The organism is Streptomyces sp. NPDC101776 (assembly GCF_044766845.1).
Classification (GTDB): Bacteria; Actinomycetota; Actinomycetes; order Streptomycetales; family Streptomycetaceae; genus Streptomyces.
In genome coordinates, this window is record NZ_JBIWMV010000021.1 from 56,724 (window position 1) to 81,384 (window position 24,661).

26 protein-coding genes and 1 pseudogene are annotated in these 24,661 nt (G+C 69.6%); 9 read left to right on the plus strand and 18 right to left on the minus strand.

Annotation, left to right across the window (positions count from 1 at the left end):
* Window positions 1-123: 123 nt before the first annotated feature.
* Window positions 124-1,080: a hypothetical protein gene (locus tag ACIRRY_RS41735; RefSeq protein WP_403983839.1), complete on the minus strand. Its 957-nt coding sequence runs from the start codon at window positions 1,078-1,080 to the stop codon at window positions 124-126.
* A complete protein-coding gene (locus ACIRRY_RS41740) occupies window positions 1,067-1,627 on the minus strand; it encodes an RNA polymerase sigma factor (protein WP_403983841.1) in 561 nt (186 codons plus the stop codon). The genes ACIRRY_RS41735 and ACIRRY_RS41740 overlap by 14 nt, the downstream gene beginning before the upstream one ends.
* A gap of 225 nt (window positions 1,628-1,852) precedes the next feature.
* On the opposite strand from ACIRRY_RS41740, the gene trpS reads away from it, so the two are divergent.
* Together trpS and ACIRRY_RS41750 are read left to right on the plus strand one after the other, a co-directional pair.
* Window positions 1,853-2,866 (plus strand): tryptophan--tRNA ligase, encoded by a 1,014-nt coding sequence (trpS, locus tag ACIRRY_RS41745; RefSeq protein WP_403983843.1) that lies wholly within the window; start codon window positions 1,853-1,855, stop codon window positions 2,864-2,866.
* Window positions 2,867-3,073: 207 nt separating this feature from the next.
* Window positions 3,074-3,652: a 2'-5' RNA ligase family protein gene (locus ACIRRY_RS41750; RefSeq protein ID WP_403983845.1), complete on the plus strand. Its 579-nt coding sequence runs from the start codon at window positions 3,074-3,076 to the stop codon at window positions 3,650-3,652.
* Window positions 3,653-3,672: 20 nt separating this feature from the next.
* Here ACIRRY_RS41750 and ACIRRY_RS41755 read toward each other — a convergent pair whose 3' ends face one another.
* Window positions 3,673-4,416, minus strand: a complete 744-nt coding sequence (locus ACIRRY_RS41755) for a decaprenylphospho-beta-D-erythro-pentofuranosid-2-ulose 2-reductase (protein ID WP_403983847.1) — start codon at window positions 4,414-4,416, stop codon at window positions 3,673-3,675.
* A gap of 160 nt (window positions 4,417-4,576) precedes the next feature.
* On the opposite strand from ACIRRY_RS41755, the gene ACIRRY_RS41760 reads away from it, so the two are divergent.
* Window positions 4,577-5,527: a YihY/virulence factor BrkB family protein gene (locus ACIRRY_RS41760; protein WP_403983849.1), complete on the plus strand. Its 951-nt coding sequence runs from the start codon at window positions 4,577-4,579 to the stop codon at window positions 5,525-5,527.
* Here ACIRRY_RS41760 and ACIRRY_RS41765 read toward each other — a convergent pair.
* The gene (locus ACIRRY_RS41765) at window positions 5,475-6,797 is read right to left on the minus strand and encodes a D-alanyl-D-alanine carboxypeptidase family protein (RefSeq protein WP_403983851.1); all 1,323 of its coding nucleotides are present in this window, start codon (window positions 6,795-6,797) and stop codon (window positions 5,475-5,477) included. The two genes, ACIRRY_RS41760 and ACIRRY_RS41765, sit on opposite strands and share 53 nt — an antisense overlap.
* 91 nt (window positions 6,798-6,888) lie before the next feature.
* Between ACIRRY_RS41765 and ACIRRY_RS41770 the strand changes: the two genes are divergently transcribed.
* From ACIRRY_RS41770 to ACIRRY_RS41785, 4 genes are all read left to right on the plus strand, one after another.
* Window positions 6,889-7,128 carry an SCO4848 family membrane protein gene (locus ACIRRY_RS41770; protein WP_200678791.1) on the plus strand — a complete coding sequence of 80 codons (240 nt, stop codon included), beginning with the start codon at window positions 6,889-6,891 and terminating at the stop codon, window positions 7,126-7,128.
* Window positions 7,129-7,132: 4 nt separating this feature from the next.
* Window positions 7,133-8,368, plus strand: a complete 1,236-nt coding sequence (locus tag ACIRRY_RS41775; RefSeq protein ID WP_403983853.1) for a metallophosphoesterase — start codon at window positions 7,133-7,135, stop codon at window positions 8,366-8,368.
* 195 nt (window positions 8,369-8,563) lie between these two features.
* A complete protein-coding gene (locus tag ACIRRY_RS41780; protein ID WP_403983855.1) occupies window positions 8,564-10,120 on the plus strand; it encodes an ABC transporter substrate-binding protein in 1,557 nt (518 codons plus the stop codon).
* 128 nt (window positions 10,121-10,248) lie between these two features.
* Entirely contained in the window at window positions 10,249-10,653 is a 405-nt protein-coding gene (locus ACIRRY_RS41785; protein WP_403983857.1) for an ATP-binding protein, read from the plus strand.
* Window positions 10,654-10,706: 53 nt separating this feature from the next.
* Here ACIRRY_RS41785 and ACIRRY_RS41790 read toward each other — a convergent pair whose 3' ends face one another.
* The gene (locus tag ACIRRY_RS41790; protein ID WP_403983859.1) at window positions 10,707-12,161 is read right to left on the minus strand and encodes an ATP-binding protein; all 1,455 of its coding nucleotides are present in this window, start codon (window positions 12,159-12,161) and stop codon (window positions 10,707-10,709) included.
* A complete protein-coding gene (locus ACIRRY_RS41795) occupies window positions 12,158-12,844 on the minus strand; it encodes a response regulator transcription factor (RefSeq protein WP_403983861.1) in 687 nt (228 codons plus the stop codon). Before ACIRRY_RS41795 ends, ACIRRY_RS41790 begins: the two co-directional genes overlap by 4 nt.
* Window positions 12,845-13,031: 187 nt before the next feature.
* Here ACIRRY_RS41795 and ACIRRY_RS41800 point away from each other — a divergent pair, with 187 nt between their 5' ends.
* On the plus strand, window positions 13,032-15,434 hold the full coding sequence (locus ACIRRY_RS41800) for an MMPL family transporter (protein ID WP_403984080.1): 2,403 nt from the start codon (window positions 13,032-13,034) through the stop codon (window positions 15,432-15,434).
* A gap of 9 nt (window positions 15,435-15,443) precedes the next feature.
* On the opposite strand, the gene ACIRRY_RS41805 is transcribed toward ACIRRY_RS41800, so the two are convergent.
* The 6 genes from ACIRRY_RS41805 to ACIRRY_RS41830 all read right to left on the minus strand — a co-directional run bounded on the left by ACIRRY_RS41805 (window position 15,444) and on the right by ACIRRY_RS41830 (window position 19,055).
* Window positions 15,444-16,229 carry a TetR/AcrR family transcriptional regulator gene (locus ACIRRY_RS41805; protein ID WP_403983863.1) on the minus strand — a complete coding sequence of 262 codons (786 nt, stop codon included), beginning with the start codon at window positions 16,227-16,229 and terminating at the stop codon, window positions 15,444-15,446.
* A gap of 11 nt (window positions 16,230-16,240) precedes the next feature.
* On the minus strand, window positions 16,241-16,753 hold the full coding sequence (locus ACIRRY_RS41810) for a thiol-disulfide oxidoreductase DCC family protein (protein ID WP_403983865.1): 513 nt from the start codon (window positions 16,751-16,753) through the stop codon (window positions 16,241-16,243).
* Entirely contained in the window at window positions 16,750-17,157 is a 408-nt protein-coding gene (locus ACIRRY_RS41815; RefSeq protein WP_403983867.1) for a hypothetical protein, read from the minus strand. The genes ACIRRY_RS41810 and ACIRRY_RS41815 overlap by 4 nt, the downstream gene beginning before the upstream one ends.
* A 96-nt stretch (window positions 17,158-17,253) precedes the next feature.
* Entirely contained in the window at window positions 17,254-17,664 is a 411-nt protein-coding gene (locus ACIRRY_RS41820; RefSeq protein ID WP_403983869.1) for a VOC family protein, read from the minus strand.
* A 340-nt stretch (window positions 17,665-18,004) separates the two neighbouring features.
* Window positions 18,005-18,193 carry a DUF397 domain-containing protein gene (locus ACIRRY_RS41825; protein WP_403983871.1) on the minus strand — a complete coding sequence of 63 codons (189 nt, stop codon included), beginning with the start codon at window positions 18,191-18,193 and terminating at the stop codon, window positions 18,005-18,007.
* Between the two features lie 10 nt (window positions 18,194-18,203).
* Window positions 18,204-19,055: a helix-turn-helix domain-containing protein gene (locus ACIRRY_RS41830; RefSeq protein WP_403983873.1), complete on the minus strand. Its 852-nt coding sequence runs from the start codon at window positions 19,053-19,055 to the stop codon at window positions 18,204-18,206.
* Window positions 19,056-19,194: 139 nt separating this feature from the next.
* Between ACIRRY_RS41830 and ACIRRY_RS41835 the strand changes: the two genes are divergently transcribed.
* Window positions 19,195-19,632: an ATP-binding protein gene (locus ACIRRY_RS41835; protein WP_403983875.1), complete on the plus strand. Its 438-nt coding sequence runs from the start codon at window positions 19,195-19,197 to the stop codon at window positions 19,630-19,632.
* Window positions 19,633-19,635: 3 nt separating this feature from the next.
* Here the strand turns inward: ACIRRY_RS41835 and ACIRRY_RS41840 are convergent, their stop codons facing one another.
* From ACIRRY_RS41840 to ACIRRY_RS41865, 6 genes and pseudogenes are all read right to left on the minus strand, one after another.
* Complete coding sequence (locus ACIRRY_RS41840) at window positions 19,636-20,244, minus strand: Uma2 family endonuclease (protein WP_403983877.1); 609 nt, start codon at window positions 20,242-20,244, stop codon at window positions 19,636-19,638.
* 159 nt (window positions 20,245-20,403) lie between these two features.
* Entirely contained in the window at window positions 20,404-21,183 is a 780-nt protein-coding gene (locus tag ACIRRY_RS41845) for a succinate dehydrogenase iron-sulfur subunit (protein WP_403983879.1), read from the minus strand.
* Complete coding sequence (gene sdhA, locus ACIRRY_RS41850) at window positions 21,183-22,937, minus strand: succinate dehydrogenase flavoprotein subunit (RefSeq protein WP_403983881.1); 1,755 nt, start codon at window positions 22,935-22,937, stop codon at window positions 21,183-21,185. The genes ACIRRY_RS41845 and sdhA overlap by 1 nt, the downstream gene beginning before the upstream one ends.
* Before the next feature lie 30 nt (window positions 22,938-22,967).
* Window positions 22,968-23,462: a succinate dehydrogenase hydrophobic membrane anchor subunit gene (locus ACIRRY_RS41855; protein ID WP_328679835.1), complete on the minus strand. Its 495-nt coding sequence runs from the start codon at window positions 23,460-23,462 to the stop codon at window positions 22,968-22,970.
* 9 nt (window positions 23,463-23,471) lie between these two features.
* A pseudogene (sdhC, locus tag ACIRRY_RS41860) lies at window positions 23,472-23,903 on the minus strand (succinate dehydrogenase, cytochrome b556 subunit); the annotation flags it as partial.
* 202 nt (window positions 23,904-24,105) lie between these two features.
* Window positions 24,106-24,609 (minus strand): 2-oxo-4-hydroxy-4-carboxy-5-ureidoimidazoline decarboxylase, encoded by a 504-nt coding sequence (locus ACIRRY_RS41865; protein WP_403983883.1) that lies wholly within the window; start codon window positions 24,607-24,609, stop codon window positions 24,106-24,108.
* Window positions 24,610-24,661: the final 52 nt, after the last annotated feature.

Genomic DNA, 24,661 nt, shown 5'->3' on the forward strand with positions numbered 1-24,661 from the left:
CCCACCCGCACTACCTGAACTACTCGCGCCACTCGCAGACTTGCGCCACTTGCACACCCGCACCGCCCGTGCTGCATGCACACCTGCGCACCCACACCACTCGTGCCGCACGCACCACTTGCCCTACTCACCCCGGTCGACCGACCTCGCGATCTCCACAGCCCGCCGCTCCGACGCCACACCCTCCAGACGGAACGTCAGATCACCGCCCGGAGCGCCGCCGACCGCATGGGTCCACAGCAGCGTCGGACCGGCCGTCCGCTCCTCCCGCGTATAGCGGTCCCCGTCCGCGTCCACCAGCCAGAAGCTCAGCAGATGCGGTCGCGCGAACCACAGCGCCGGGTCCTGTATGCCGTCGGGCGAGGCGGTCCCGCCCAGCGACAGCCACTCCGGCGGCTCGCGCACGGTCTTGGCGAAACCGACGTCCAGCCGCGCCGGATACTCGTCGACCCGGATCGTGTGACCGCCCTCCCGCCAGCACAGGCTCACCAGAAAGCGCCCCTGCGGCTCGCCGGTCACCGTCACCGCGTCCGGAACGCCCAACGCGTCCGGCACCAAGGGCTCGAAGCCCGCCCGATGACGGGCCTGCGCCAGCGTCACCGACCGCCCGCACCCGGGCACCTGCGCACCGGCCGAGGGCACCGCCGACGGGTCGTACCGCACATCGACCCCGCCGAAGCCGAACCAGTCGAAGACCGCCGCCCGCACCGGAGGCGTGAGCACGAGCACCGTCAGCAGTCCGCACAGGGCCGCCGCCAGCGCCCGCCGGCGCATCCGCGTCCACTGCCGCACACCGCGAAGCCGTGCCCGGACCCCGCTCGGCCCGGTCTCCTGGACGGGGACCGGGATCTGCTCGGCCAGTATCTGCGCCAGCACCCGCTCGACCATCGACTCGGACCCGGCGGCCGCGCCCTCATCACCGCCCCGCGTGTCCAGCGAACGCCCCAGCGCCCGCAACTCCTCGGGCAACCGAGAGGCACCCGCGTGCCCTTCGCGGCCCGCCCGCCGATGCCCGGGGCCCTCACCCGCCGCACCGGCGCGCTCCCCGCCGTACGACTCCCGTCCGTCACTCACACTCATCACCTCCTTCCTGAGGTCGGAAATCCGGCAGCAGCCGCCCGAGTTTCCTCAGCGCGCGGTTCAGCCGGGACTTCACCGTGCCGCGTGGCCAGCCCAGGGCCTGGGCCGTGTCCGGTTCGTCCATGTCGAGGAGATAGCGGTAGGTCACGACCAGGCGGTGCTCCTCGCTGAGCCGCTCCAGGGCGGACAGCAGGGCCGCGCGGCGCTCCGTCTCCAGCGTGGCGACCGCCGGGTCCGCCGATTCCGGTATCAGTGGCTCGGCCTCCGCGAACGCCGCCTCCCGGCCGGCGAGCGTGCGCTGACGAGCCGCCGCACGCACTGTGTTCCTCGTCTCATTGGCGACGATCGACAGCAGCCACGGCTTGAACGCCGCACCGTCCCGGAACCCGCCCAGCGCGCAGTACGCCTTGACGAAGGCCTGCTGCACCACGTCCTCCGTGTCCGCTCCCGCCCCGAGTGCCGCGGCCGCCCTGAGTGCGATGCCCGTGTGGGCCCGCACCAGCTCCGCGTACGCCTCCGGCTCTCCGGCGCGTACACGTGCGATCACCGCTGCCTCATCGACGATGCGGCCCCCCTCCCGCGTCTTCACACATCTGGTACACCGCTCGACGCGGATCGGTTCCCACCCGCGTCGCATCTCCTCCGAACCGGACCTGAACCGGACCCGAACCAGTTCCGGACCCGAACCAGTCCCGAACCAGTCCCGAATCCGTCCCCGACCCGTTTCGGACCCGTTTCGGACCGGTCCCCAAGACCTGAGAGAATGGTGAACATGGCCTCTGACCGACCCCGCGTGCTCTCCGGAATCCAGCCCACCGCAGGCTCGTTCCACCTCGGCAACTACCTCGGCGCCGTCCGCCAGTGGGTGGCCCTGCAGGAGTCCCACGACGCGTTCTACATGGTCGTCGACCTGCACGCGATCACGGTCCCGCAGGACCCGGCGGACCTGCGCGCCAACACCCGGCTCGCCGCCGCACAGCTGCTGGCCGCCGGGCTGGAGCCGGAGCGCTGCACGCTCTTCGTCCAGAGCCATGTCCCCGAGCACGCCCAGCTCGCCTGGGTCATGAACTGCCTGACCGGGTTCGGCGAGGCCGCCCGTATGACCCAGTTCAAGGACAAGTCCGCCAAGCAGGGCTCGGACCGCGCGTCCGTCGGCCTGTTCACGTACCCGATCCTCCAGGTCGCCGACATCCTGCTCTACCAGGCGAACGAGGTCCCGGTCGGCGAGGACCAGCGCCAGCACGTCGAGCTGACCCGCGACCTCGCCGAGCGCTTCAACGGCCGCTTCGGCGAGACCTTCACGATCCCGAAGCCGTACATCCTCAAGGAGACGGCGAAGATCTACGACCTTCAGGACCCGTCGATCAAGATGAGCAAGTCGGCGTCCACCCCGAAGGGCCTCATCAACCTCCTCGACGACCCGAAGGCGACCGCCAAGAAGGTCAAGAGCGCGGTCACCGACACCGAGACCGTGATCCGCTACGACGCCGAGCACAAGCCGGGTGTCAGCAACCTGCTCACCATCCAGTCCACCCTCACCGGCAAGTCGGTCGCCGAGCTGGAGCAGGGCTACGAGGGCAAGATGTACGGCGCGCTCAAGACGGACCTCGCCGAGATCATGGTCGAGTTCGTGACGCCGTTCCGGGAGCGCACCCAGCAGTATCTGGACGACCCGGAGACGCTCGACTCGATCCTGGCCAAGGGCGCGGAGAAGGCGCGAGCCGTAGCCGCCGAGACCCTCGCCCAGGCGTACGACCGGGTCGGCTTCCTGCCCGCGAAGCACTGAGGCGTACGACCGCGTCCGAGTACCGACCGCGTACCACTGGACAGAGCGCTGCACATCACTACGGTTGCGCCTGCCCACAACTCGGCCGTGGCCGTACAGTCGATAGCCGGATGGCCGCGCGCGTGGCCGCCCCGCGCACCATCAGGACCACTGACAGCACCACCCAGGACCACTGACAGCACCACCGACAGGACGACAGGAGACGACGTGGGGACCGTAACGATCGGTGTGTCGATCGCGGTCCCGGAGCCTCACGGCAGCCTGCTCCAGGAGCGGCGTGCGGGCTTCGGCGACGCTGCGGCCCACGGCATCCCCACGCACGTCACGCTGTTGCCGCCGACCGAGGTGGACGCCGCCCAACTGTCGGCGATCGATGACTACTTGGTCGACGTCGCCGCCTCCGGGCGCCCCTTCCCGATGCGGCTGTCCGGCACCGGGACCTTCCGGCCGCTGTCCCCGGTCGTCTACGTCCAGGTGGTCGAGGGCGGCGCCGCCTGCACATGGCTGCAGAAGCAGATCCGGGCCGCCTCCGGGCCGATGGCGCGCGACCTGCACTTCCCGTACCACCCGCACGTCACCGTGGCGCACGGCATCGACGACGCGTTGATGGACCGCGCCTTCGAAGCGCTCGCCGACTACTGCGCCCAGTGGTCGTGCACCGGCTTCGCGCTCTACGAACAGGGTCCCGACGGCGTCTGGCGCAAGCTGCGCGAGTTCGCCTTCGGAGGGGCCGTCGTACCGCCCCAGGCGGCCCACACCGAGCGCGGCACGATCCCCAGCCACTAGTAGTCGGCCATCGGCCTCGGTCAGCCCGTCAGTCGCCGGAACAGCTCCCGTGGCAGGTGCCGCAGCGCCGCCGTCAGCACGCGCAGCGCTCCCGGTACCCACACCGTCTCCGAGCCCCGGCGCAGGCCCAGTTCGATGGCCGCGGCGACGGCTTCGGGGGTGGTCGTGAGCGAGGCCGCCCTCGGGTCGGACATGGTCCTCGACCGTACGAGTCCCGGGCGTACGACCATGACGTGCACGCCCGTGCCGTACAGCGCGTCGCCCAGCCCCTGCGCGAAGGTGTCGAGGCCCGCCTTGCTGGAGCCGTAGATGAAGTTCGAGCGGCGGGCCCGTTCGCCGGCGACCGAGGAGAGCACCACCAGGGAGCCGTGGCCCTGGCTCTGCAGGGCGCGGGCGCTGATCAGGCCGGACGAGACGGCACCGATGTAGTTGGTCCGCGCGACGCGCACCGCGGCGGCCGGGTCGCGTTCGTCCCGGGCCTGGTCGCCGAGGACGCCGAAGGCGAGCAGCACCAAGTCGATGTCCCCCTCGGCGAAGACCTTGCCGAGCACGGTCTCGTGGGAGTCGGGGTCGAGCGCGTCGAAGGCGACGGTGTGGACCTCGGCCCCCAGGGCACGCAGTTGGGAAGCGGCACTCTCCAGGGCGGGCGACGGGCGGCCCGCCAGCCATACCGTGCGGGTGCGGCGGGCGATCAGCCGGCGGGCGGTGGCCAGCGCGATCCGGGACGTACCGCCGAGGACGAGCAGGGACTGTGGAGGACGCATGCCCGTGACCGTATCGCCCGCTTATGGGCGGTTGGTCGTACGGCGTCGGCGCCCTCCCTGAAATGGGCGATTAATCGGATGCCGCGTAATCTGCCGCCACGCGTGCGTGTTCGTGGGGCACCCGCACATCGGTGTCAGTGGACGAGGGCAGAATCGGATCATGGACTGGCTGAAGAAGCTCCCCTTCATCGGGCCGCTGGTGGCGCGCCTGATGCGCACGCACGCGTGGCGGTCGTACGAGCGGCTGGACCGCGTGAAGTGGTCGCAGCTCGCCGCAGCCATGACGTTCATCAGCTTCATCGCGCTGTTCCCGCTGCTGACGGTGGCCGCCGCGATCGCCGCCGCCACCCTGAGCACCGATCAGCAGCACGAACTCCAGGACAAGATCGCCGAGCAGGTGCCGGGCATCTCCGACCAGCTCAACATCGGTTCCCTGGTCGACAACGCGGGCACCATCGGCCTCATCGCCGGTGCCGTCCTGCTGTTCACCGGTATCGGCTGGGTCGGCTCGATGCGGGAGTGCCTGCGCGCGGTGTGGGAACTGCCCGACCGCGACGAGAACCCCCTCCTGCGCAAACTCATCGACACCGGAGTGCTGATCGGCCTGGGCGGCGCCGTCCTCGCGACGATCGCCGTCTCCACCGTCGCCTCCGCACTGGTCGACTGGATCAACGGCGAACTCGGCATCGCCCAGGGCGGCTGGGGCGGCATCCTGCTGCGCATCGCGGCGTTCGCCGTCGCCGTACTCGCCGACTTCCTGCTCCTGCTGTACGTCCTGACCCTGCTGCCCGGCGTCGAACCCCCGCGCCGCCGGCTGTCCGTGGCCGCGCTGATCGGCGCGATCGGCTTCGAACTGCTGAAGCTGCTCCTCAGCGGCTACATCCAGGGCGTGGCCGCGAAGAGCATGTACGGCGCGTTCGGCGTCCCCGTGGCGCTGCTGCTGTGGATGAACTTCACCTCGAAGCTGGTCCTGTTCTGCGCCGCCTGGACGGCGACGCCGAGCAAGGACGACCCCGAGGACGTGTACGACCCGGCCGACGAGACCGAGAACCCCAAGGTCAGGGACGAGGGCGACGACGGACCAGATCCGGCAGCGGCCAGCGCCGGTTGACCAGGAAGACACCGCCGGCCAGCAGCACCAGCAGCCCGCCGACGACCGCGAGCGCGATCCCGACCCCGCTCGAACCGTCCTCCTCGGCGGCCGAAGCGGAGGAGGACGCGACCGGCTTCGTGGACGACGTGTCGCCGCCCGCCTCCCCGGTGGCCGTCGCACCCGGCTGTGCGCTCGCCTGAGCCGCGTTCTTCGGCGCGACCAGCTCACCCACCGGCTGCACCTTCCCGTCCGCCTGGAAGCCCCAGTCGAGGATCTTCGCGGCCTCCTTGTAGACCTCGTTGTGCTCGTCCTTCTCCGGGTTCATGACGGTGACCAGGAGCACCTTGCCGCCCCGCTCGGCCACTCCGGTGAAGGTGGCGCCCGCGTTGGTGGTGTTGCCGTTCTTGACGCCCGCGATGCCCGGGTACACCGACACGTCCGAGTCACCGCTCAGCAGCCGGTTGGTGTTGCGGATGTCGAAGGTCCCGCGGACCGACTTGCCCTTCACCTTCGTGGTCTCGCCCGGGAACTTCACGCTCACCGTCGAGCAGTACTCCCGGAAGTCCTTCTTCTGCAGTCCGGAACGCGCGAACAGCGTCAGGTCGTACGCCGACGAGACCTGCCCCGGCTCGTCGTAGCCGTCCGGTGTCACCACGCGCGTGTCCAGCGCCTGGAGGTCCTGGGCGTGCGTGTTCATGTCGGCGACGGTCTTGGCGACGCCGCCGTTCATGTGCGACAGGACGTGCACCGCGTCGTTGCCGGAGCGCAGGAAGACACCGAGCCACAGATCGCGGACCGTGTAGCTCTCGCCCTCCTTTATCCCGACCAGGCTGGACCCCTCACCCATGCCGGCCAGGTCGGACGCGACGACCTTGTGCTCGGTCGTCCTCGGGAACTTCGGCAGCACGGTGTCCGCGAACAGCATCTTCAGGGTGCTCGCCGGAGGCAGCCGCCAGTGCGCGTTGTGCGCGGCGAGCACCGCGCCCGACTCGGCGTCGCTCACGATCCACGACCGCGCGGTCACGTCCTTCGGCAGCACCGGGACGCCCGACGTCAGATTGACCTGCGTCCCCGCCATGCCGAGACGGGTGCCGCCCACCGACGACATGTTCGCCGGGGGAGTGGCCGTAGGGCTGGCCGAGGCACTTGTGGTGGCGCTCGGGGTGGCACTGGGCGTGGGAGTCGGACTCGGAGCCGCGAGGGCGACGGGCGCGGTGAGCGCGAGGGACGACAGGACGGCGGAAAGCACCAGCAGGGGTCGCCTGATGGTCTGCAGTGGAGCGGGCACGCACGTGAACGTACATGCCCGGGGACCCGAAGTCCCGTCAGCGGCCCCACCCCGGACACGGGCCCCCGGGGACGACGGCGATACTGGACTCATGAAGCTCAGCCGCCCCGTCTCCTGGTTCCTGCTCGCCTTCGGGGTGTGGAGCTGGATCATCTGGGTCACTTTCGTCAAGAATCTCGTCGCGGACGGCAGCGGCCTGGCCTTCGACGACGGCCGCCCGACGGCGTACTTCTGGGTCCATCTGACCCTGGCCGTCGTGTCCTTCGTATTGGGGACGGTCATCGGGGGCCTCGGGTTGCGTGGACTGCGCGCACTGCGCGAGACGTCATAAAGAAGTGGCCGTTCTCGTCATCGCCCTCGTCGTCCTGGTCGCGGTCGCCGTCCTCGGCGGGGCGCACTGGTACGTCTGGCGCCGCCTCGTCCGCGACACCACGCGCGCGTGGGGCCCCGCCCGCGTCACCGGCACGGCCGTGTTCGTGGCCGGCCCGGTCCTGATGATCGCGGCCCTGGCCGCCGAACGCGGCGGCGCCCCCTTCTGGCTCCAACGCGCCCTGGGCTGGCCCGGCTTCCTGTGGATGGCCCTGGCGATCTACCTGCTGCTGGCCGTCCTCGCGGGTGAGGTCCTACGGCCGCTGCTGCGTCGGCTCCTCGAACGGCGCGGGCGGGCCGGGGCGGCCGTAGACGAGGCCGGGACGGCAGTAGAACAGACCGGGCTCCCGGCCTCGGAAGAACCGCGGCCCGCCGCCCCATCCCGCCGTCTCTTCGTCTCCCGGGCCGTCGGGGGCGCGGCTGCCGCTGCCGCCGTCGGGACCGTCGGATACGGCACCTACGGCGTGCTGCGCGGGCCGGGTGTCAAGCGGGTCACCGTGCCGTTGGCGAAGCTGCCGCGGTCCGCGCACGGGTTCAGGATCGCGGTCGTCAGTGACATCCACCTGGGGCCGGTCCTGGGGCGGGGGTTCGCGCAGCGGGTCGTCGACACGATCAACTCGACGCAGCCCGATCTCATCGCGGTCGTCGGTGACCTGGTCGACGGCAGCGTCAAGAACCTGGGGCCCGCCGCGGCACCCCTGGCCGGGCTGAGGGCCCGTCACGGGAGCTACTTCGTCACCGGGAACCACGAGTACTTCTCCGGCGCCGAACAGTGGCTGGAAGAGGTCCGCAGGCTCGGAATCCACCCCCTGGAGAACGCCCGTGCCGAACTCCCCGGGTTCGACCTCGCCGGGGTCAACGACCTCCAGGGCGAGAGCGAGGGGCAGGGGCCCGACTTCGGGAAGGCGCTCGGCGATCGTGACACCACGCGCGCGTGCGTGCTTCTCGCGCATCAGCCCGTGCAGATCCACGACGCCGTGAAGCACGGCGTCGACCTCCAGCTCTCCGGCCACACCCACGGCGGCCAGTTGTGGCCCGGCAACTTCATCGCGGCGGCGGCCAATCCGACGGTCGCGGGCCTGGAGCGCTACGGCGACACCGAGCTGTACGTCAGCAGGGGCGCGGGCGCGTGGGGACCGCCCACGCGGGTGGGGGCGCCGTCGGACATCACGATCGTCGAACTGGCCTCGGAGCAGGCCTAGTTGCCGGTGAAGGCCCCCTTCGGTGCCTGGCTGAGAGTTGCCTGTGAAACGGGCAATTAACACCGGTCGGTAAGTTCTTTCTCATCTCGGCAGAACCCTCTTCCCCCACATGAAACTCCTGTGGTTAGGTGATCCGCGCCACTAGGGGAGTGGCACAGGTGAGGGACCCGGGAGGGTCCTTGGGAGGGCACACCGATGCGGTCGGTTCGCATACGGATTCTCGCGACGCTGCTGGTTCTGGCGGTTGTGGGAGTCGGGGGCTGGCAGTTGCTGCCCTCGGACGGGAGCAAGAACAAGACGATCACGGTCGGTACGACGGACGCTGTCACGTCCCTCGACCCGGCCGCCGCCTACGACGCCGGTTCCTGGGCGTTGTACAGCAACGTCTTCCAGTCGCTGATGACCTTCGACGCGGGCGGTACGGCACCCGTGCCGGACGCGGCCAAGAGCTGCGCGTTCGTGGGCGGTGGGCTGCGGACGTACCGCTGTGTGGTGCGCGAGGGGCTCACCTTCCCGAGCGGGCGCTCGATGACCGCCGAGGACGTCAAGTACTCCTTCGACCGGGTGAAGAAGATCAACTCCGATGTGGGTCCGTCGTCGCTGCTCTCCACGCTCGGCTCGGTCGACGCCTCCGGGATGACCGTCACCTTCCATCTGTCGTCGCCGGACGCCACGTTCCCGTTCAAGGTGGCCACCGGCGCCGGCTCGATCGTCGACAGCACCAAGTACCCGAAGGACGCCCCGCGCAACGGCTTCCAGGCCGACGGCACCGGGCCGTACACCCTGACGACGTATACGAAGGACAAGAAGGCGGTCCTTTCGCCGAACGGCCACTACAAGGGTGCCGTCAAGAACACCGGGAGCCCGATCGAGCTGCGGTACTACGCCGACTCGGACGCGCTCCAGAAGGCGTACCAGGCGAAGCAGGTCCAGGTCGCCACCCGCCAGTTGCCGCCGAAGATGCTCTCCGGGCTCTCGGCCAGCGACCCGAACCAGCGGGTGTCGGAGGCGGACAGCTCCGAGACCCGCAACCTGTACCTCAACACCCGTAAGGGCACGCCCCTGCACGACGTCCTGGTGCGGCGGGCCATGGCCTGGCTGATCAACCGCGAACAACTGGCCGCCACGGTGTACGACGACACGGTCGACCCGCTGTACTCGCTGATCCCCGCCGGCATCGTCGGCCACACGACGTCCTTCTTCGACGACTACCCCTCCCAGAGCACCAAGAAGGCGAAGGCCCTCCTCGTGGACGCCGGTGTCTCCCTCCCGGTCACCTTCACCTACGGGTACGGCATCGGGCACGGTGCCGGCGCCGAGGAGGCCGCCGAGCTGAAGAAGCAGCTGGAGGCGAGCGGGCTCTTCAAGGTGAACGTCAAGGGCTACGAGTGGACCGACTTCCAGAAGCGCTGGGCGACCGGCAAGCTGGACGCGTACGCCGTCGGCTGGGTCGCCGACTACCCCGACCCGGACACCTTCGGCTCCCCGCTCGTCGGCAGCGGCTCCACCATGAACACCGGCTACAGCAACAAGCTCGTCGACCAGCTGATCCTCAGCAGCCAGCAGTACGCCGACCGCAGCCGTGTCGACGACGACTTCCGCGACCTCCAGTCGGACGTGGCCGAGGACGTGCCGCTGATCCCGCTGTGGCAGCGCAAGGAGTACGTCGTGAGCAGCGAGGACGTCGGCGGCATCTCCTACCTCACGGACGGCACCGGCGTGTTCCGGCTGTGGGCGCTGGACTGGATCTGAGGCGGCTCCGCGGCAGCGGACGCGCTGCCGTGGTGTTGACCTTTGTTCGATCTTTTGTCCGAGTGACGCCGGGCGGCCACCACACGCAGCACCATGTGACGGAGGCGTGTGTGGGATGAGGAGCCGACGTGGTCAGACGCAACTCCTTCCGGCTGCCCCGGCACCCGGCTTCGGTGGGTCTCGCCCGGCGCCGGGTCCGGGACCATCTGGCCGACTGGGGGCACCGCAGTGACGACCCGGCGCTCCAGGACGCGGTGCTGCTCGTGTCCGAGCTGGCGACCAACGTCGTACGCCACGGGCCGCTCCTGGAGCGGGAGTTCGAGGTGGCGGTGACCGCCCTCGCGGACGGCTCCTGCCTCATCGAGGTGTCGGACGAGGGCCGGGTCGAACCCCGGCTGCGGGTCGTGCGGGACGTGGAGGAGGCCGGCCGCGGACTCCACCTCGTGGAGGGCGTCGCGGCCGCCTGGGGCGTCTGGAGCCGGGGGCCGCACGGCAAGACGGTGTGGGCCCTCGTCCAGGCCGACCCCGACTGACCCCGACTGCCCCCGTCCGACACCGTCCGACACTGACCGGCAACCCCGGTGTCCTACGACGGCACGGGCGTCCGCGTCGGCAGGGTCACCGTCACCGCGAGTCCCTCGCCCGGCGCCGTCCGCACCGCCACCTCGCCGCCGTGCGCCTGTACGACGCCCTGCACGATCGCCAGCCCCAGACCGCTGCCCGCGCCGCCGCCCGCCCGGAAGAAGCGGTCGAAGATGCGCGCCGCGTCGTCCTCGCAGAGCCCCGGACCCTGATCCGCGACACACAGCCGCACGACCCCGTCCTCGCGCTCCACACCGAGCCGTACGGGCACGTCGGCGGGGGTGTGCGTGCGGACGTTGGTCACCAGGTTGCCGACCAGTTGGCGCAGCCCCGACTCGTCGGCCCGCACCAGGAGGGAGCCGTCGGCGCCGACCGTGACGGGCCGCTCCGGCTGTTGCACCCGCAGGTCCTCGGCCGCGTCCCGCACCAGGCGGCTCAGATCGACGTTGCGGAAGCGCAGCTCGGGCTGTTGGTCCAGGCGGGCCAGCATGAGGAGTTCGTCGACGAGGTGGCCCATACGGTCCGCCTCCGCGTTCATCCGGTCCCAGGCGCGCTTGCGCTCGTCGGGCTCGGTCAGCATGCCCTTGTCGTACAGCTGGAGGTAGCCGCGTATCGCCGACAGCGGGGTGCGCAGCTCGTGCGAGGCGTCGGCCACGAAGCGGCGCAGTTGGGCCGCCGAACGCTCGCGCGTGCGGTACGCCGACTCCACCTGGTGGAGCATGGAGTTGAGGGCGACCCGCAGTTGCTCGACCTCCTGCGTCGGGTGGTGGCTGGAGGGCACGCGCCGGGTCAGATCGCCCTCGGCGATCGCCGTCGAGGTCTCGACCATGTCCTCCAGGGGCCGCAGTCGCCGCCGCACGCTGATCATGGTCAGCGTGGCGAGCAGCACCAGCAGCAGGCTGCCGAAGGTGAGGTCCAGCTTGAGGGCCTTGGCCATGCCGTGGTGGAGGTTGCCGGTGGAGGCGGCGATCAGGATGTACGTGCCGTCGGTGAGCCGGGTCCCGGTCGCCCGGTAGGAGTCGCCGCGCAGCGAGACGTCGCGCGGTGTGCGGTCCTTGGTGAGCCCGGTCGGGTCCTGGAAGGCGTCGGCGAGCGCCCGCTGTGCGACGGTCGGGGCGTACCCGGCGATCGTGAGCACCCTCCCCTGGCGGTCGACCGCCGCGAACACCGTGTCCGGCTTCGGGGAGCCGGGCTGCTGCTGCGGCACCAGCCGGTCGCCGATGCCGGCCAGCGAGCTCAGTACGTTGATCTGCCGCATGGTGAGCTGCGAACTGCTCAGCGAGTCACGGGACTTGGTCAGCTCCGCGTCCACCTGGGCGAGCAGATAGTGCCGCATGCCCATCAGGCTGACGGCGGTGGCCATGACGATGCCGAGGGAGAGCAGCGCGAGGTTCGCCAGGGTCAGCTTGGCGCGCAGGGAGTGGGCGCCGCGCTCGCAGTTCGGCAGGCGGATGTTCATGCGAGCCCGTATCCGACACCCCGGCGCGTGGTGATCACGGGCGGTCCCAGGGTCTCCAGCTTGCGCCGCAGATAGCTGATGTAGGTCTCGACGACGGTCGACTCCGGCGGGGTGTGCTCGTACTGCCAGACGTGGCGCAGGAGTTGCTCCTTGGGCACGACCCGGCCGCCGTTGCGCACCAGGAAGCGCAGCAGGGCGTACTCGGTGGGAGTCAGCTCGACCGAGCGGCCCGCGCGGTGCACCGAGTACGTCGTCTCGTCCAGCTCCAGGTCGCCGTAGCGCAGGGGCGGGCGCTGCGGGAGGACGTCGGCGGGGCGGGTGCGGCGCAGGACGGCGGTGATGCGGGCGACGACCACGTCGATGTCGAAGGGCTTGGTGATGTAGTCGTCGCCGAAGCCGAGGGCGCCGACGATCTCGGCCGGCGCGTCCCGCGCGGTGAGGAAGACGATCGCCAGCTCGGGCCTGCGGGCGCGCAGTTCGTGCCCCAGGGCGCGGCCGTCGCCGTCCGGGAGCATCACGTCGAGCAGCGCGCAGTCGGGGCGGGTGCGCTCGGCCAGCGCGAGCGCCTCGCGCACGGTGCCCGCGGTCATCACCTCGAAGCGGTGGTAGCGCAGCGCGATGGCGAGGACGTCGGCGATGCTCGGTTCGTCCTCGACCACCAGCACGGTTCCTGGAGCCGTCATGCCCCCAGTATCGGCGGCGGCACCGACATCGGGGCCGTCCGGTCTTTGGAGTTCCTTGAGAGTCATGGCCAGGACGTGTCCACGCGTGCGTGCCGCCGCCAATTCTGTAGCCCAGGACCTGGGGGACCAATCGACCGACCGACCGAGTCAACTCGGTTTCGATGAAGGAGCGTTGAGCGTGGCGGCATTGGCACGGTGGTGCTATCGGCACCGGTTGGTGGTCCTGTTGGTGTGGGTGGGGGCGTTGTTCGGCCTGGGCTTCTCGGCCACGGCGGCGGGTACGGACTACGCGAACGTCTTCTCCCTCCCGGACACGGACTCCAAGAGCGCGTACGACCTGATGGAGAAGGCCTTCCCGAACAGCTCGGGCGACACCGACACGGTGGTGTGGAAGGTCGACTCGGGCTCGGTGAAGGACCGGTCCGTACAGTCCCGGATCCAGCCCGCGCTGGACAGGATCGCGGACATGAAGGGCGTCGGCGGGGTCACCGGCCCCTACTCGGGCGCCCGGGGCGCGACGCAGATCAGTTCCGACGGGACGATCGCGTACGCGCAGATCACCTTCGCCGAGCAGGCGAACGCCGTCCCCAAGGAGCTCGTCCAGAAGGTCGTCGACACCGCGCAGGACGCCCAGCGTGACGGCCTCCACGTCGAACTGGGCGGCCAGGCCGTCCAGCGGGTCGAGGAACCGCCGGGCGGCATAGCCGAGGGCGTCGGCATCCTCGCGGCGGCCGTCGTCCTGTTCCTGGCCTTCGGCTCGTTCTACGCCGCCCTGCTCCCGATCGGCATCGCGATCTTCGGCGTCGGCACGGGCCTGTTCTCCACCCAGCTCCTCAGCCACACCACCGACATCCCCGACCTGGCGCCCCTGCTGGCCACCCTGATCGGCCTCGGCGTCGGCATCGACTACGCCCTGTTCATCGTCACCCGGCACCGCCGCGGCCTCCAACGCGGCCTCGATCCCGAGGAGTCGGCGGTCATCGCCCTCAACACCTCGGGCCGGGCCGTGCTGTTCGCGGGCGGCACGGTGTGCATCGCGCTCGCCGGCATGCTGGTGACGAACCTGCGCTTCCTGGACGGCGTGGTCGTCGGCACCTCGCTCACGGTCGTCCTGAGCGTCCTGGCGGCCACGACGCTGCTGCCCGCCCTGCTCGGCTTCCTGGGCCCGCGCGTGCTCAGCCGCAAGCAGCGCCGCAAGCTCGCCGCGGCCGGGCCCGAGCCGGAGCGCACCGACAACCTCGCGGTCCGCTGGTCGGCCGCCGTGCAGAAGCGGCCGCGCCGGATCGCCGCCCTCGCCCTCGTCGTCATGGCCGTCCTCGCCCTCCCCGTGCTGTCGTTGCGCCTCGGCGCCACCGACCAGGGCAACGACAACACCTCGACGACCACCAGGAAGGCGTACGACCTCCTTGCCGACGGTTTCGGCCCCGGCTTCAACGGCCCTCTCCAGGTGGTCACTTCGAGCGGTGACACGGCCACCCTGGTCGCGGACATCCGGGCGACCAAGGACGTCGCCCAGGTCGCCGCGCTGCCGCCCGTGAACGGGGTGACGGTGATCCAGGTCGTCCCGAAGACCTCACCGCAGTCCGTGGAGACGGACGACCTGATCGACACCCTCCGGGACAAGGTGATCCCCGGGGCCGGCGCGACCGGTCACGTCGGCGGTGTGACGGCGATCTCGAAGGACTTCGCGTCGGTGACGGGCGATCGCCTGCCGCTCTTCGTCGCGACGATCATCGGCCTGAGCTTCCTGCTGCTCCTGCTCGCGTTCCGTTCCCTGGTGGTGCCGTTGACGGCCGCCCTGATGAACCTCATCGCGGCGGCGGCCTCCTTCGGTGTCCTGGTGGCGATCTTCCAGTGGGGCTGGGGCCTGGACATGCTCGGCCTCGGCAAGGAGGGCCCGATCAACGCCTTCCTGCCGGTCATCATGCTGTCCCTGCTGTTCGGCCTCTCCATGGACTACCAGGTGTTCCTGGTGAGCCGTATGCACGAGGAATGGGTGCACACCAAGGACAACGCCCGCGCGGTCCGCGTCGGCCTCGCGGAGACCAGCCGTGTCATCAACTCCGCCGCCCTGATCATGGTCTGCGTCTTCCTGGCCTTCGTCCTGAGCGGCAACACGGGCGCGGCGACGGCGGGCGTCGGCCTGGCCGCCGCGGTCGCCCTGGACGCCTTCATCCTGCGTACGGCCCTGGTGCCCGCCGCGATGCACCTCCTGGGCAACTCCAACTGGTGGCTCCCGGCCTGGCTCGACAAGAGCCTGCCGCACCTCGCCGTGGAACCCGCCGAGGAGCCCGTACAGGCCGTCGTGGAGGGCCCGGCGTCGGCCGTCCACGGTTTCGTCCGCACGGCCGAGGGCGGGCCCGTGGAGGGCGCGTCCGTCACGCTGCGGACGACCGGCGGACGCGAACTGGACCGCGTCGAGTCCCTGGCGGACGGCTCGTACATCGTCTCGGTGCCGGCACCGGGCACCTACCTCCTGGCGACGACGGCACCGTCGTACGGCCCGATCGCCCGGCAGGTCACCGTGGCGGACGGTCCGCTGGTCTACGACGTCGAGCTCGCCGAGGGCGAGGTGGACGCGGTCAACTGACCTGACCGCTCAGGGGCGTTCGTCGTCGGCGGGTCCGGCGGCGGGCGCCCCGCGCTTCTTCTTCGCCGGGTCGGGCAGCGCGTGGGTCATGCCCGGCAGGAAGTCCGTGAACAGCTCGTGCACCTCCAGGACGAGCGGCCGCAGCACCCGGAAGCGCGCGAGGGACACCCCGCGCGCGGTGAGGCGGGCGCCGCGCTCCGCGAGCCGATAACTCCGCTCGCGCCCCTCGGTCCGGTCGAACACCCAATAGAGCACGAGCCCCATCTGGGAGAGCCACAACAACTCGGGCAGCACGTCCCGCAGTTCGGGCGCCACCTTGGTCTTCGCCCCGGAAAGCACCTCCCTGTGGACACTGATGGCCTGCACGCGTGCGTGCTCGCTCTCCGCGGAGAACGGACTGAGCGGGCTGTCCGGGTCGGCGGCGTTCTTGAAGAACTGCACCGCGAACTCGTGGTACGGCTTCGCGATGTCCAGCCACACCCGCAGCACGCCCGCGAGCCGCGCCTCCAGGTCGGTCTCCTTGTCCAGCACCTCGCGGACCGCGAGCCGGTGCTCCTCGGCGAGCCGGTCGTAGAAGCCCTGGACCAAGTGCTCCTTGCCGGCGAAGTAGTAGTAGGCGTTGCCGACCGAGACGCCCGCCTCCTTGGCGATCGCCCGCATCGTCGTCTTGTCGTAGCCGTGCTCCTGGAACAGCCGCATGGCCGTCTCCAGGATCAGCGCACGGGTCTGCTCGGACTTCGCGGACCTGGCGGGCGTACCGCCGTCCTCTTCAGGGCTGTCGTTCTTCGCGGGCACGGGGACAGAGCCTATCCAGTGGTGCACGAGCCGCCTGCGCAGCCCGGCCCGGTGTACGACCAGCCGCTGTTCGGGTCGTACGTCCACCCGTCCTGCTGCCGGTACACGCCACCGCCCCATCCGCCGGGGCCCCATTGCGCCCCGCGCCACTTCGCGGCGGCGAGCACGGCGCCCTTGGCGATCCTGGCCCCGGCCGGTGTGCTCAACCGGTGTGCCAGCGGCCGGTGTTCGCGCAGGGCCCACAGGGCGACGATCCAGGCGGCGGCGCCCCGGTAGATCTGCCCGGAGTCGCCGACGACGGTGATCTCGTCGAGGGTGGCGCGGTGGTCGAGCCCGGGGAAGCGCCGCCGTGCCTCTTCGGAGGAGGCCGGTACCAGCTCCAGGGGCACCAACTGGGACTGCCGTACGAGCCAGTCGCGCACGAAGGCGCACAGGGCGCAGTCGGCGTCGTAGAGGACGGTGAGCCCGTGGACCGGGACGCGCGGGGCGTCCCGGTCCTGGGTGGCCGGGGCCACCCCCGTCACGCCCCGGCCGTCGGAGGGACCCAGCCCTGCGGTCCGATCGGTGGCACCTGCTCGTGCTCCAGCACCCCGCGCCGCCGGATCTTGTTGAGCACGAACACGTTGCCCAGGTGCATCATCCCGAGGACCAGCAGAACCACGCCCAGCTTCTTCGAGAGGGCCTCGAAGATGCCCCGGGTGTCGTCGATGGTGCCGTCACCGCTGAGGTACAGGGCGACGAACCCGAGGTTGACGAGATAGAAACCGACCACCAGGAGGTGGTTCACGGCCTCCGCGAGTTTTTCGTTCCCCCGTAGGACGTCGGCGAGGAAGATCCGCCCGTTGCGGCTGAGCGTGCGGGCCACCCAGATGGTGAGTCCGATGCTGACGATCAGATAGATGACGTAGGCGACGACCGTGCGGTCCATGCGCCTCCCCCTTCTTGAACACGTTCAAAAATGCTGACAGGGGAAACTGTAGGAGCATTTTTGAACGTGTTCAACTCGCTTGCGCTGGGACCTGCGTCACACCCGCCGCGCCAACTCCGGCCGCTTCGAGTAGTCCGTGAACCCGATGACGTTGCCCCAGGGATCGGCGATCTCGACGGTCCACCCGGTGGCCACGGACGCGGGCGCGTCGAGCAGTGCGATGCCGGCCGCCCCGAGGCGCTGCGCGGCCATCCGCGCGTCCGGCACCTCCAGCCACACCCGGGCCGAGGGCCAGGCCGGCGGCCGGTGCCCGAGCCCCTCCTCCTGCCGCAGCAGCACCCCGGGCGTCTCGCCGCCGACCTTCAGGATCGCGATCCCGGCCTCGTCGAGCCGGAACCCGACGGTGAACCCGGCACGTTCGTAGAAGGGGACGGCCTCGGCGAGGTCCCCGACGGGGAGGAGGACGTTGTCGAAGCCGAGCAGTTCGTACGACTCTTCATCTGACATGTCGTCAGGTTAGGGCGATGATCGGCGCGGGCCGGGGATTGGCGGCGCCTTCAGAGGTCCTTCGTCGCCGACGGCGGCGCGCGGGTGCGTTCGCGGTCGTCGGGGTGGACTCGCTGCCGGCGGCACGCGCGGCGAGTCTGCGCGACCGCTCGGGCGCCTGTGCCGACTTCGTGATCGGTGACCTCGTGCGCGACGACGCACGCGCGCTTCGGCCGGCCGCCGAGCCGATCTCTGTGAGTTGGTACTGGGCGAGGCCGGGTGAGCTGAACATCCTCACCGGGCCGGACCGGCCGGAGCCGCCTGGTTCTCGCGGGTTCCGGGGGCGTGGGAATGTGACACTTCAGCGCGGAGTGTCACGTCTGAGGGTGGATATCAGTGCGCCGAGTTGGTGGGTGCCGGTGGTGAGGATGGTCTCTGTCGGGTCGTCGCTCTCGCGGAGGAGGATCGTTCCGGTGGGGGCGGTGGCGACGTGGACGCAGGAGGAGGCTTCCTCGCTGTAGGTGGACTTCTGCCAGTTGAGTGGGATCACAGCTCGGCTTTCAGGTGTCTTGGGCGATGCGGTGGATGAGGTCACGGGATGCGGCGGGTTCCAGGGTGGCCTCCTCCATGCGGTCCAGGATCAGTCGGTACTTCGTCAACTGTGCTGATGCGTCGATGAGTTCGCTGCCGTGCGCGGCGTCGAGCTGTGCCGTGTCGAGAGCGGGCACCGGCCCGTGGGCGTAGTCCAGGCCGTGGCCGACGGTGGGGAACGCGGTGCCGTCGAAGGGAATCACCCGGAGCGTGATGTGCGGCTGTTCGCTCGTCTTGGCGAGGTGGTCCAACTGGGCGCGAGCTACCTCGCCGCCGCCGAACCGCATGCGTAGCGCGGCCTCATGGATGATCGCCGTGTACTGCGGCGGCTGCGCCCGGTGCAGAATGGCCTGGCGCTTGATGCGGTGGGAGATGCGGTACTCGATCTCGTGCGGGCGGAGCGTCGGGACCGCTTGACGGAAAAGGGTCCGGGCGTGCTCCGGGGTCTGGAGCAGGCCGGGGATGTTGATGACCTGGGCCACGCGTAGCGCGAGGGCGTGGTGCTCCATTTCCGCGACGTCCAGGAAGCGGGGCGGGAGCGTGTCCCGGTACTCCTCCCACCAGCCGCGCTCGCGGTGTGCCGTCATGTCCACCAGTGCGTCGATCAGGGCTTCGTCGGTGCAGTCGTAGTTCTGGGCGAGGGTACGGACCCGTTGTTCGCTGAGGCCGAAGCGGCCCGTCTCGATGTTGCTGATCCGCGCCTGGTTGGCGCCGAGCATCTCGCCCGCCACGCGAGCGGTGAGGCCCGCGTGCTCACGCATTTTCCGCAGCTCGGCGCCCAGGCGGATCTGGCGTGCCGTGGGTGTCTGCCGTGGTGGCATGCTGCTTCGCTCCCTCGTCCTGTGGTCACCCACACGAGTGGACCGTCGGATGTATTCGCAGTTTTCGTAGAAACCATTCTACGTGCGCCACTACGGTGAGTTCCGAACCGCTCAACTCTCCCCTCCGCAGGAGGCGTTCATGGTCACCGTATCCCCGCCAACGTGGGCGTACGCCCTCCAACTGCCCCACGATCCCCGCGCCGCACGCATCGCCCGCGCCACCGTCCGTGCCGTACTCGCCGGGCACGGCATGGATCAACTGACCGACCCCGCCGAACTGTTGGTCTCCGAACTCGTCACCAACGCCTATCGCCACGCGGGCGGCACCGCCACCCTCCGTCTGCGGTGTCTCGACTCCCGTCGCCTCCGGGTGAGCGTCTGGGACGCCAACCCGGACATTCCGCCGCCGTTCGACAAACGGTCCGGTCCCCTTCGTTCGGTTCCGGCCGACGCCGATGGCGGGCGGGGGCTGTTCCTCGTCAGTCACTACGCCGTGGCGTGGGGCGGGTATCCGCTCGGGGACGATCTCTTCGGGATGGGCGGGAAGTTGCTCTGGTGCGAGTTGGCGGCGGCCTGAGCCTCAATCGCCCTTCGGCTGGCCCGCGTTGAGGATCGCCGCCACGTCGAGGGTGACCTTCGCGCCGAGGGTGTCGGGGAGGGTGACGAGTTCGCCGGGGGCGTGGATGCGGTGGCTCGCGTACTCGTCCTTCGCCGGTTCGGTGAGGACGTGGAGGCGCTGGTGTTTGCGGTCGACAACGACGTAGATCGGTACCTTGGCGTTGGCGTACGCGGTGACCTTGGTTTGCAGGTCGGCTTTCCAGTTACTGGAGGTGACCTCAAGAACGAGGCGGAAGGGCGCCGGGTCGTAGCAGTTGTTCTCGACGTAGTGCTCTTCGATGTCGGCGTCGACGATGGCGAGGTCGGGGATCGTGTAATCCTCGGTGCCAGTGGGCAGCCACAGGCCGATGCCCTGAAGCACTTCCGCCTCGTCTCCATCGATGCCAGATGCGATGAAGGGGCGCATCAACCTGGTCAGTGCGCGGGCGTGAGGTGCGTCCGGGGGCGGGGACACGACGATCAGGCCTCCGATGATCTCGACTCGGTAGCCCGGGTTGCGGTCCACGAGCCGGTTCGCCTCCGCGATCAGCGGACGGTCGTCGTGGGGCCGCTCGACGGATGCTGCGGACATCAGGTGCCTCCTGCTGGGCTGGTGTCGAGAGCATCATCGTAGGCCGGACAGCGCCGGTATGTCCTTGACGATCACGTTCACCCAAACGGGTTGCCGCACGACAGAAGGCCCCGCTTCCAACCCGGAAACGGGGCCCTCGTGCACGTACGGAGAACAACCTCAGAAGCGCCGCGTGATCAGCGCCCGCTTCACTTCCTGGATCGCCTTCGTGACCTCGATGCCTCGCGGGCACGCGTCCGTGCAGTTGAAGGTCGTGCGGCAACGCCACACGCCGTCACGGTCGTTGAGGATCTCCAGGCGCTGCTCGCCCGCCTCGTCACGCGAGTCGAAGATGAAGCGGTGGGCGTTGACGATGGCGGCCGGGCCGAAGTACTGGCCGTCGTTCCAGAAGACCGGGCACGAGGACGTGCACGCCGCGCAGAGGATGCACTTCGTGGTGTCGTCGAAGCGCTCGCGGTCCTCGGCCGTCTGGAGACGCTCGCGGGTCGGCTCGTTCGTGTCCTTCGTGATCAGGAACGGCATCACGTCCCGGTACGCCTGGAAGAACGGGTCCATGTCGACGACCAGGTCCTTCAGGACCGTCAGACCCTTGATCGGCTCGACCGTGATCGGCTTCTCGGGGTTGAGGTCCTTGATCAGGGTCTTGCAGGCGAGACGGTTCTTGCCGTTGATCCGCATCGCGTCCGAACCGCAGATGCCGTGCGCGCACGAGCGGCGGAAGGTCAGCGTGCCGTCGATCTCCCACTTGATCTTGTGGAGACCGTCGAGGACGCGCTCCTTGGGATCGATCTCCAGCTGGAAGTCCTCCCAGACCGCTTCCGCCGAGACCTCGGAGTTGAAGCGGCGGACCCGGAAGGTGACCGTGATGTACGGGGAGTCGGCGAAGCCGGGCTCGGGCTGGCCGGCCGCTTCCGCCTTGTCCAGAACAGGGGTAGCCATCAGTACTTACGCTCCATCGGCTGGTAGCGGGTCTGGACGACCGGCTTGTAGTCGAGACGGATGGACTCGGTGCCGTCGTCGCCGACCTCGCGGTACGCCATGGTGTGGCGCATGAAGTTGACGTCGTCGCGGTTGGGGTAGTCCTCGCGGTAGTGACCGCCGCGGGACTCCTTGCGGGCGAGCGCCGAGACCGCCATGACCTCGGCGAGGTCGAGCAGGTTGCCCAGCTCGATGGCCTCAAGGAGGTCCGTGTTGAAGCGGCGGCCCTTGTCCTGGATCGAGACGTTCCGGTAGCGCTCGCGCAGCTCCGCGATCTTCTCGACCGCCGTCTTGATCGTCTGCTCGGTGCGGAACACCATGACGTTCGCGTCCATGGTCTCCTGCAGCTCACGCCGCAGGACCGCCACGCGCTCGGTGCCGGTGGAGGCACGAAGGTGCTCGACCTGGTCGATCACCTGCTGCGCCGGGTCCTCCGGCAGCTCGACGTACGACGCCTTCTGGCTGTACTCCGCCGCCGCGATGCCCGCCCGGCGCCCGAACACGTTGATGTCCAGGAGGGAGTTGGTGCCCAGGCGGTTGGCGCCGTGCACCGACACGCAGGCGACCTCGCCGGCCGCGTACAGGCCCGGGACGACCGTGGTGTTGTCGGTGAGGACCTCACCCTGGACGTTCGTCGGGATGCCGCCCATCGCGTAGTGCGCGGTGGGCTGGATCGGGATCGGGTCCGTGTACGGCTCGATACCGAGGTAGGTGCGCGCGAACTCCGTGATGTCCGGGAGCTTGGCGTCCAGCTGCTCCGGCGGGAGGTGCGTGAGGTCGAGGTAGACGTGGTCGCCCTCGGGACCGCAGCCGCGCCCTTCACGGATCTCGGTGTAGATCGACCGCGACACGACGTCACGGGACGCGAGGTCCTTCATGACCGGCGCGTACTTCTCCATGAAGCGCTCGCCGTCCTTGTTGCGGAGGATGCCGCCCTCACCGCGGGCGCCCTCCGTCAGCAGGATGCCCATGCGCCAGATGCCGGTCGGGTGGAACTGGAAGAACTCCATGTCCTCCAGCGGCAGCCCGCGCCGGTACACGGCGGCCTGGCCGTCGCCGGTCAGGGTGTGCGCGTTCGACGTCACCTTGAAGAACTTGCCGCAGCCGCCGGACGCGTAGATCACGGCCTTCGCCTGGAAGACGTGGATCTCGCCGGTCGCCAGTTCGTACGCGACCACGCCCACCGACGTCTTGACGCCGTCGACATCGGCGATCAGCTGGTCGAGGACGTAGAACTCGTTGAAGAACTCCACGCCCTCCTTCACGCAGTTCTGGTACAGCGTCTGCAGGATCATGTGGCCGGTGCGGTCCGCCGCGTAGCAGGACCGGCGGACCGGGGCCTCGCCGTGGTTGCGGCTGTGACCGCCGAAGCGGCGCTGGTCGATGGTGCCGTTCGGGGTGCGGTTGAACGGCAGGCCCATCTTCTCCAGGTCGAGGACCGAGTCGATGGCCTCCTTCGCCAGGATCTCGGCGGCGTCCTGGTCGACCAGGTAGTCACCGCCCTTGATCGTGTCGAAGGTGTGCCACTCCCAGTTGTCCTCCTCCACGTTGGCGAGCGCGGCGGCCATACCGCCCTGCGCGGCGCCCGTGTGGGAGCGGGTGGGGTAGAGCTTCGTCAGGACCGCGGTGCGGCTGCGCTTCGTCGACTCGATCGCGGCGCGCATACCGGCGCCGCCGGCGCCGACGATGACGGTGTCGTATTTGTGGATCTTCATCAGAATTCCTCAGTCCCTCAGCCCGATGGCCTAGCGGATGTTCGGGTCGAAGGTGAAGATCACCAGCGTGCCCAGCAGGATGGTGAACACCGTGGCGGTGTAGAGCAGGCCCTTGAGCCACAGCCGGGTGTTCGCGCGCTCCGCGTAGTCGTTGATGATCGTGCGCAGGCCGTTGGCGCCGTGCAGCATCGCGAGCCACAGCATCAGCAGGTCCCAGACCTGCCAGAACGGCGAGGCCCAGCGGCCGGCCACGAAGGCGAAGCCGATCTTGGAGACGCCGCCGTCGAGCACGAGCTGGATCAGCAGGTGGCCGAGGACCAGGACGACCAGCACGACGCCGGACAGGCGCATGAAGAGCCAGCCGTACATCTCGAAGTTGCCCCGGGTCGACTTCGGGGTCTTCTTGGTGCGCTTGCGGGGGGCCTCGATGAGGGGCGCGGGGTTGTCCACGGTGTAGACGGCCGCGCTCTCTACGGGGCCGATGCCCGACGCCGCGGTTTCAGTCGTGACTGTGTTGTTTGACATGCGTTTGCGTCAGCTCCCGAAGACAACACGAGCGGCGTGGCCGAGCACGGGGTAGATCGCCCCGAGCATGAGCACGAGCCACAGGCCTACGACGGACCAGAGCATCTGCTTCTGGTAGCGGGGGCCCTTCGACCAGAAGTCGACGGCGATGACGCGCAGGCCGTTGAGGGCGTGGAAGAGGATCGCGGCGACGAGGCCGTACTCCAGCAGTGCGACGATCGGCGTCTTGTAGGTGGCTACGACCTTGTCGTAGTCCTCGGGGGAGACACGCACAAGAGCGGTGTCCAGCACGTGTACGAACAGGAAGAAGAAGATGAGGACGCCGGTGACTCGATGAGCCACCCAGGACCACATTCCTTCCCGGCCGCGGTACAGCGTTCCAGCCGGCACGGAAGCCCTCCGGGAGCGGGGATGTAGGGCCGCGCCGGCTTCTCTGTCGGTCGGGCCCGGCCGGGTACGGTCCTCCGGCCCTCAGCATCGTAACCAGGTGCTGACGCGGGTCTTACGGCGGGCCTGCCTGTGTGATCGAACTGGCACGCAAAGGTGCGCTTATGGGCTAGTTTCGGGCGGCTGATGGGTGGGGGGCTCTTCTTGTTCGCCGGGTGCGGGTCGTTTGTGGCCGGTCGCGCGGTTCCCCGCGCCCCTAGAAGCCAGAGACCTCGGCGAGCCGTCCCCTTGCGAGGCGCCGGAGTTCCTCTGCCACCACTACCCGCTCCTCCTCGGGATCGTTTGTCAGCCGTGCCCGGATTTCCGCCAGTACGTGGTCCAGGACCTCGTCCGGGGCAATCCCGTCCGCGCAGATGACGAACACGTGGCCGAACCTCGCCTCGTACGCCGCGTGGGCCGCGTCGAGGGCCATGTGGGCGGCCTCGTAGGTGTCCTCCGGGAGGACGGGGAGGGACTCGCCCGCCAGTGCCTCCGCCAGGTCGCCGGGTGTGAGGTCGTACGCCGCCTCGTCGGACGCCGCGAGTAGGGCGTCCAGGTCGGGGTAGGGGCGGTGGTCGGTGAGCCGGCGGGACCAACGGTGGCTGTGGAGGCAGGTGAGGAGGGTGCGGCGGGCGTCCTCGGGAGTCGCTGTGTTGAACGTCTCCAGCGAATTCGGGGACGGCGAGGTGCGGGACTGCTCGGGCAGCGCCGGTATGGCCACTCGGCCGGGGAGGTGGGGGAGGCGGTGCGCAGGCAGTGTGGATCCTCGCGTC

What these genes read in the sequence shown, in the direction of transcription:
- ACIRRY_RS41845 (WP_403983879.1), bottom strand. Translation starts at nt 21,183, where the DNA reads ATGGCTACCCCTGTTCTGGACAAGGCGGAAGCGGCCGGCCAGCCCGAG.
- ACIRRY_RS41795 (WP_403983861.1), bottom strand. Translation starts at nt 12,844, where the DNA reads ATGACGGCTCCAGGAACCGTGCTGGTGGTCGAGGACGAACCGAGCATC.
- ACIRRY_RS41830 (WP_403983873.1), bottom strand. Translation starts at nt 19,055, where the DNA reads ATGCCACCACGGCAGACACCCACGGCACGCCAGATCCGCCTGGGCGCC.
- ACIRRY_RS41855 (WP_328679835.1), bottom strand. Translation starts at nt 23,462, where the DNA reads ATGTCAAACAACACAGTCACGACTGAAACCGCGGCGTCGGGCATCGGC.
- ACIRRY_RS41840 (WP_403983877.1), bottom strand. Translation starts at nt 20,244, where the DNA reads ATGTCCGCAGCATCCGTCGAGCGGCCCCACGACGACCGTCCGCTGATC.
- ACIRRY_RS41735 (WP_403983839.1), bottom strand. Translation starts at nt 1,080, where the DNA reads ATGAGTGTGAGTGACGGACGGGAGTCGTACGGCGGGGAGCGCGCCGGT.
- ACIRRY_RS41770 (WP_200678791.1), top strand. Translation starts at nt 6,889, where the DNA reads ATGAAGCTCAGCCGCCCCGTCTCCTGGTTCCTGCTCGCCTTCGGGGTG.
- ACIRRY_RS41790 (WP_403983859.1), bottom strand. Translation starts at nt 12,161, where the DNA reads ATGAACATCCGCCTGCCGAACTGCGAGCGCGGCGCCCACTCCCTGCGC.
- ACIRRY_RS41815 (WP_403983867.1), bottom strand. Translation starts at nt 17,157, where the DNA reads ATGGACCGCACGGTCGTCGCCTACGTCATCTATCTGATCGTCAGCATC.
- ACIRRY_RS41820 (WP_403983869.1), bottom strand. Translation starts at nt 17,664, where the DNA reads ATGTCAGATGAAGAGTCGTACGAACTGCTCGGCTTCGACAACGTCCTC.
- ACIRRY_RS41835 (WP_403983875.1), top strand. Translation starts at nt 19,195, where the DNA reads ATGGTCACCGTATCCCCGCCAACGTGGGCGTACGCCCTCCAACTGCCC.
- trpS (WP_403983843.1), top strand. Translation starts at nt 1,853, where the DNA reads ATGGCCTCTGACCGACCCCGCGTGCTCTCCGGAATCCAGCCCACCGCA.
- ACIRRY_RS41760 (WP_403983849.1), top strand. Translation starts at nt 4,577, where the DNA reads ATGGACTGGCTGAAGAAGCTCCCCTTCATCGGGCCGCTGGTGGCGCGC.
- sdhA (WP_403983881.1), bottom strand. Translation starts at nt 22,937, where the DNA reads ATGAAGATCCACAAATACGACACCGTCATCGTCGGCGCCGGCGGCGCC.
- ACIRRY_RS41755 (WP_403983847.1), bottom strand. Translation starts at nt 4,416, where the DNA reads ATGCGTCCTCCACAGTCCCTGCTCGTCCTCGGCGGTACGTCCCGGATC.
- ACIRRY_RS41780 (WP_403983855.1), top strand. Translation starts at nt 8,564, where the DNA reads ATGCGGTCGGTTCGCATACGGATTCTCGCGACGCTGCTGGTTCTGGCG.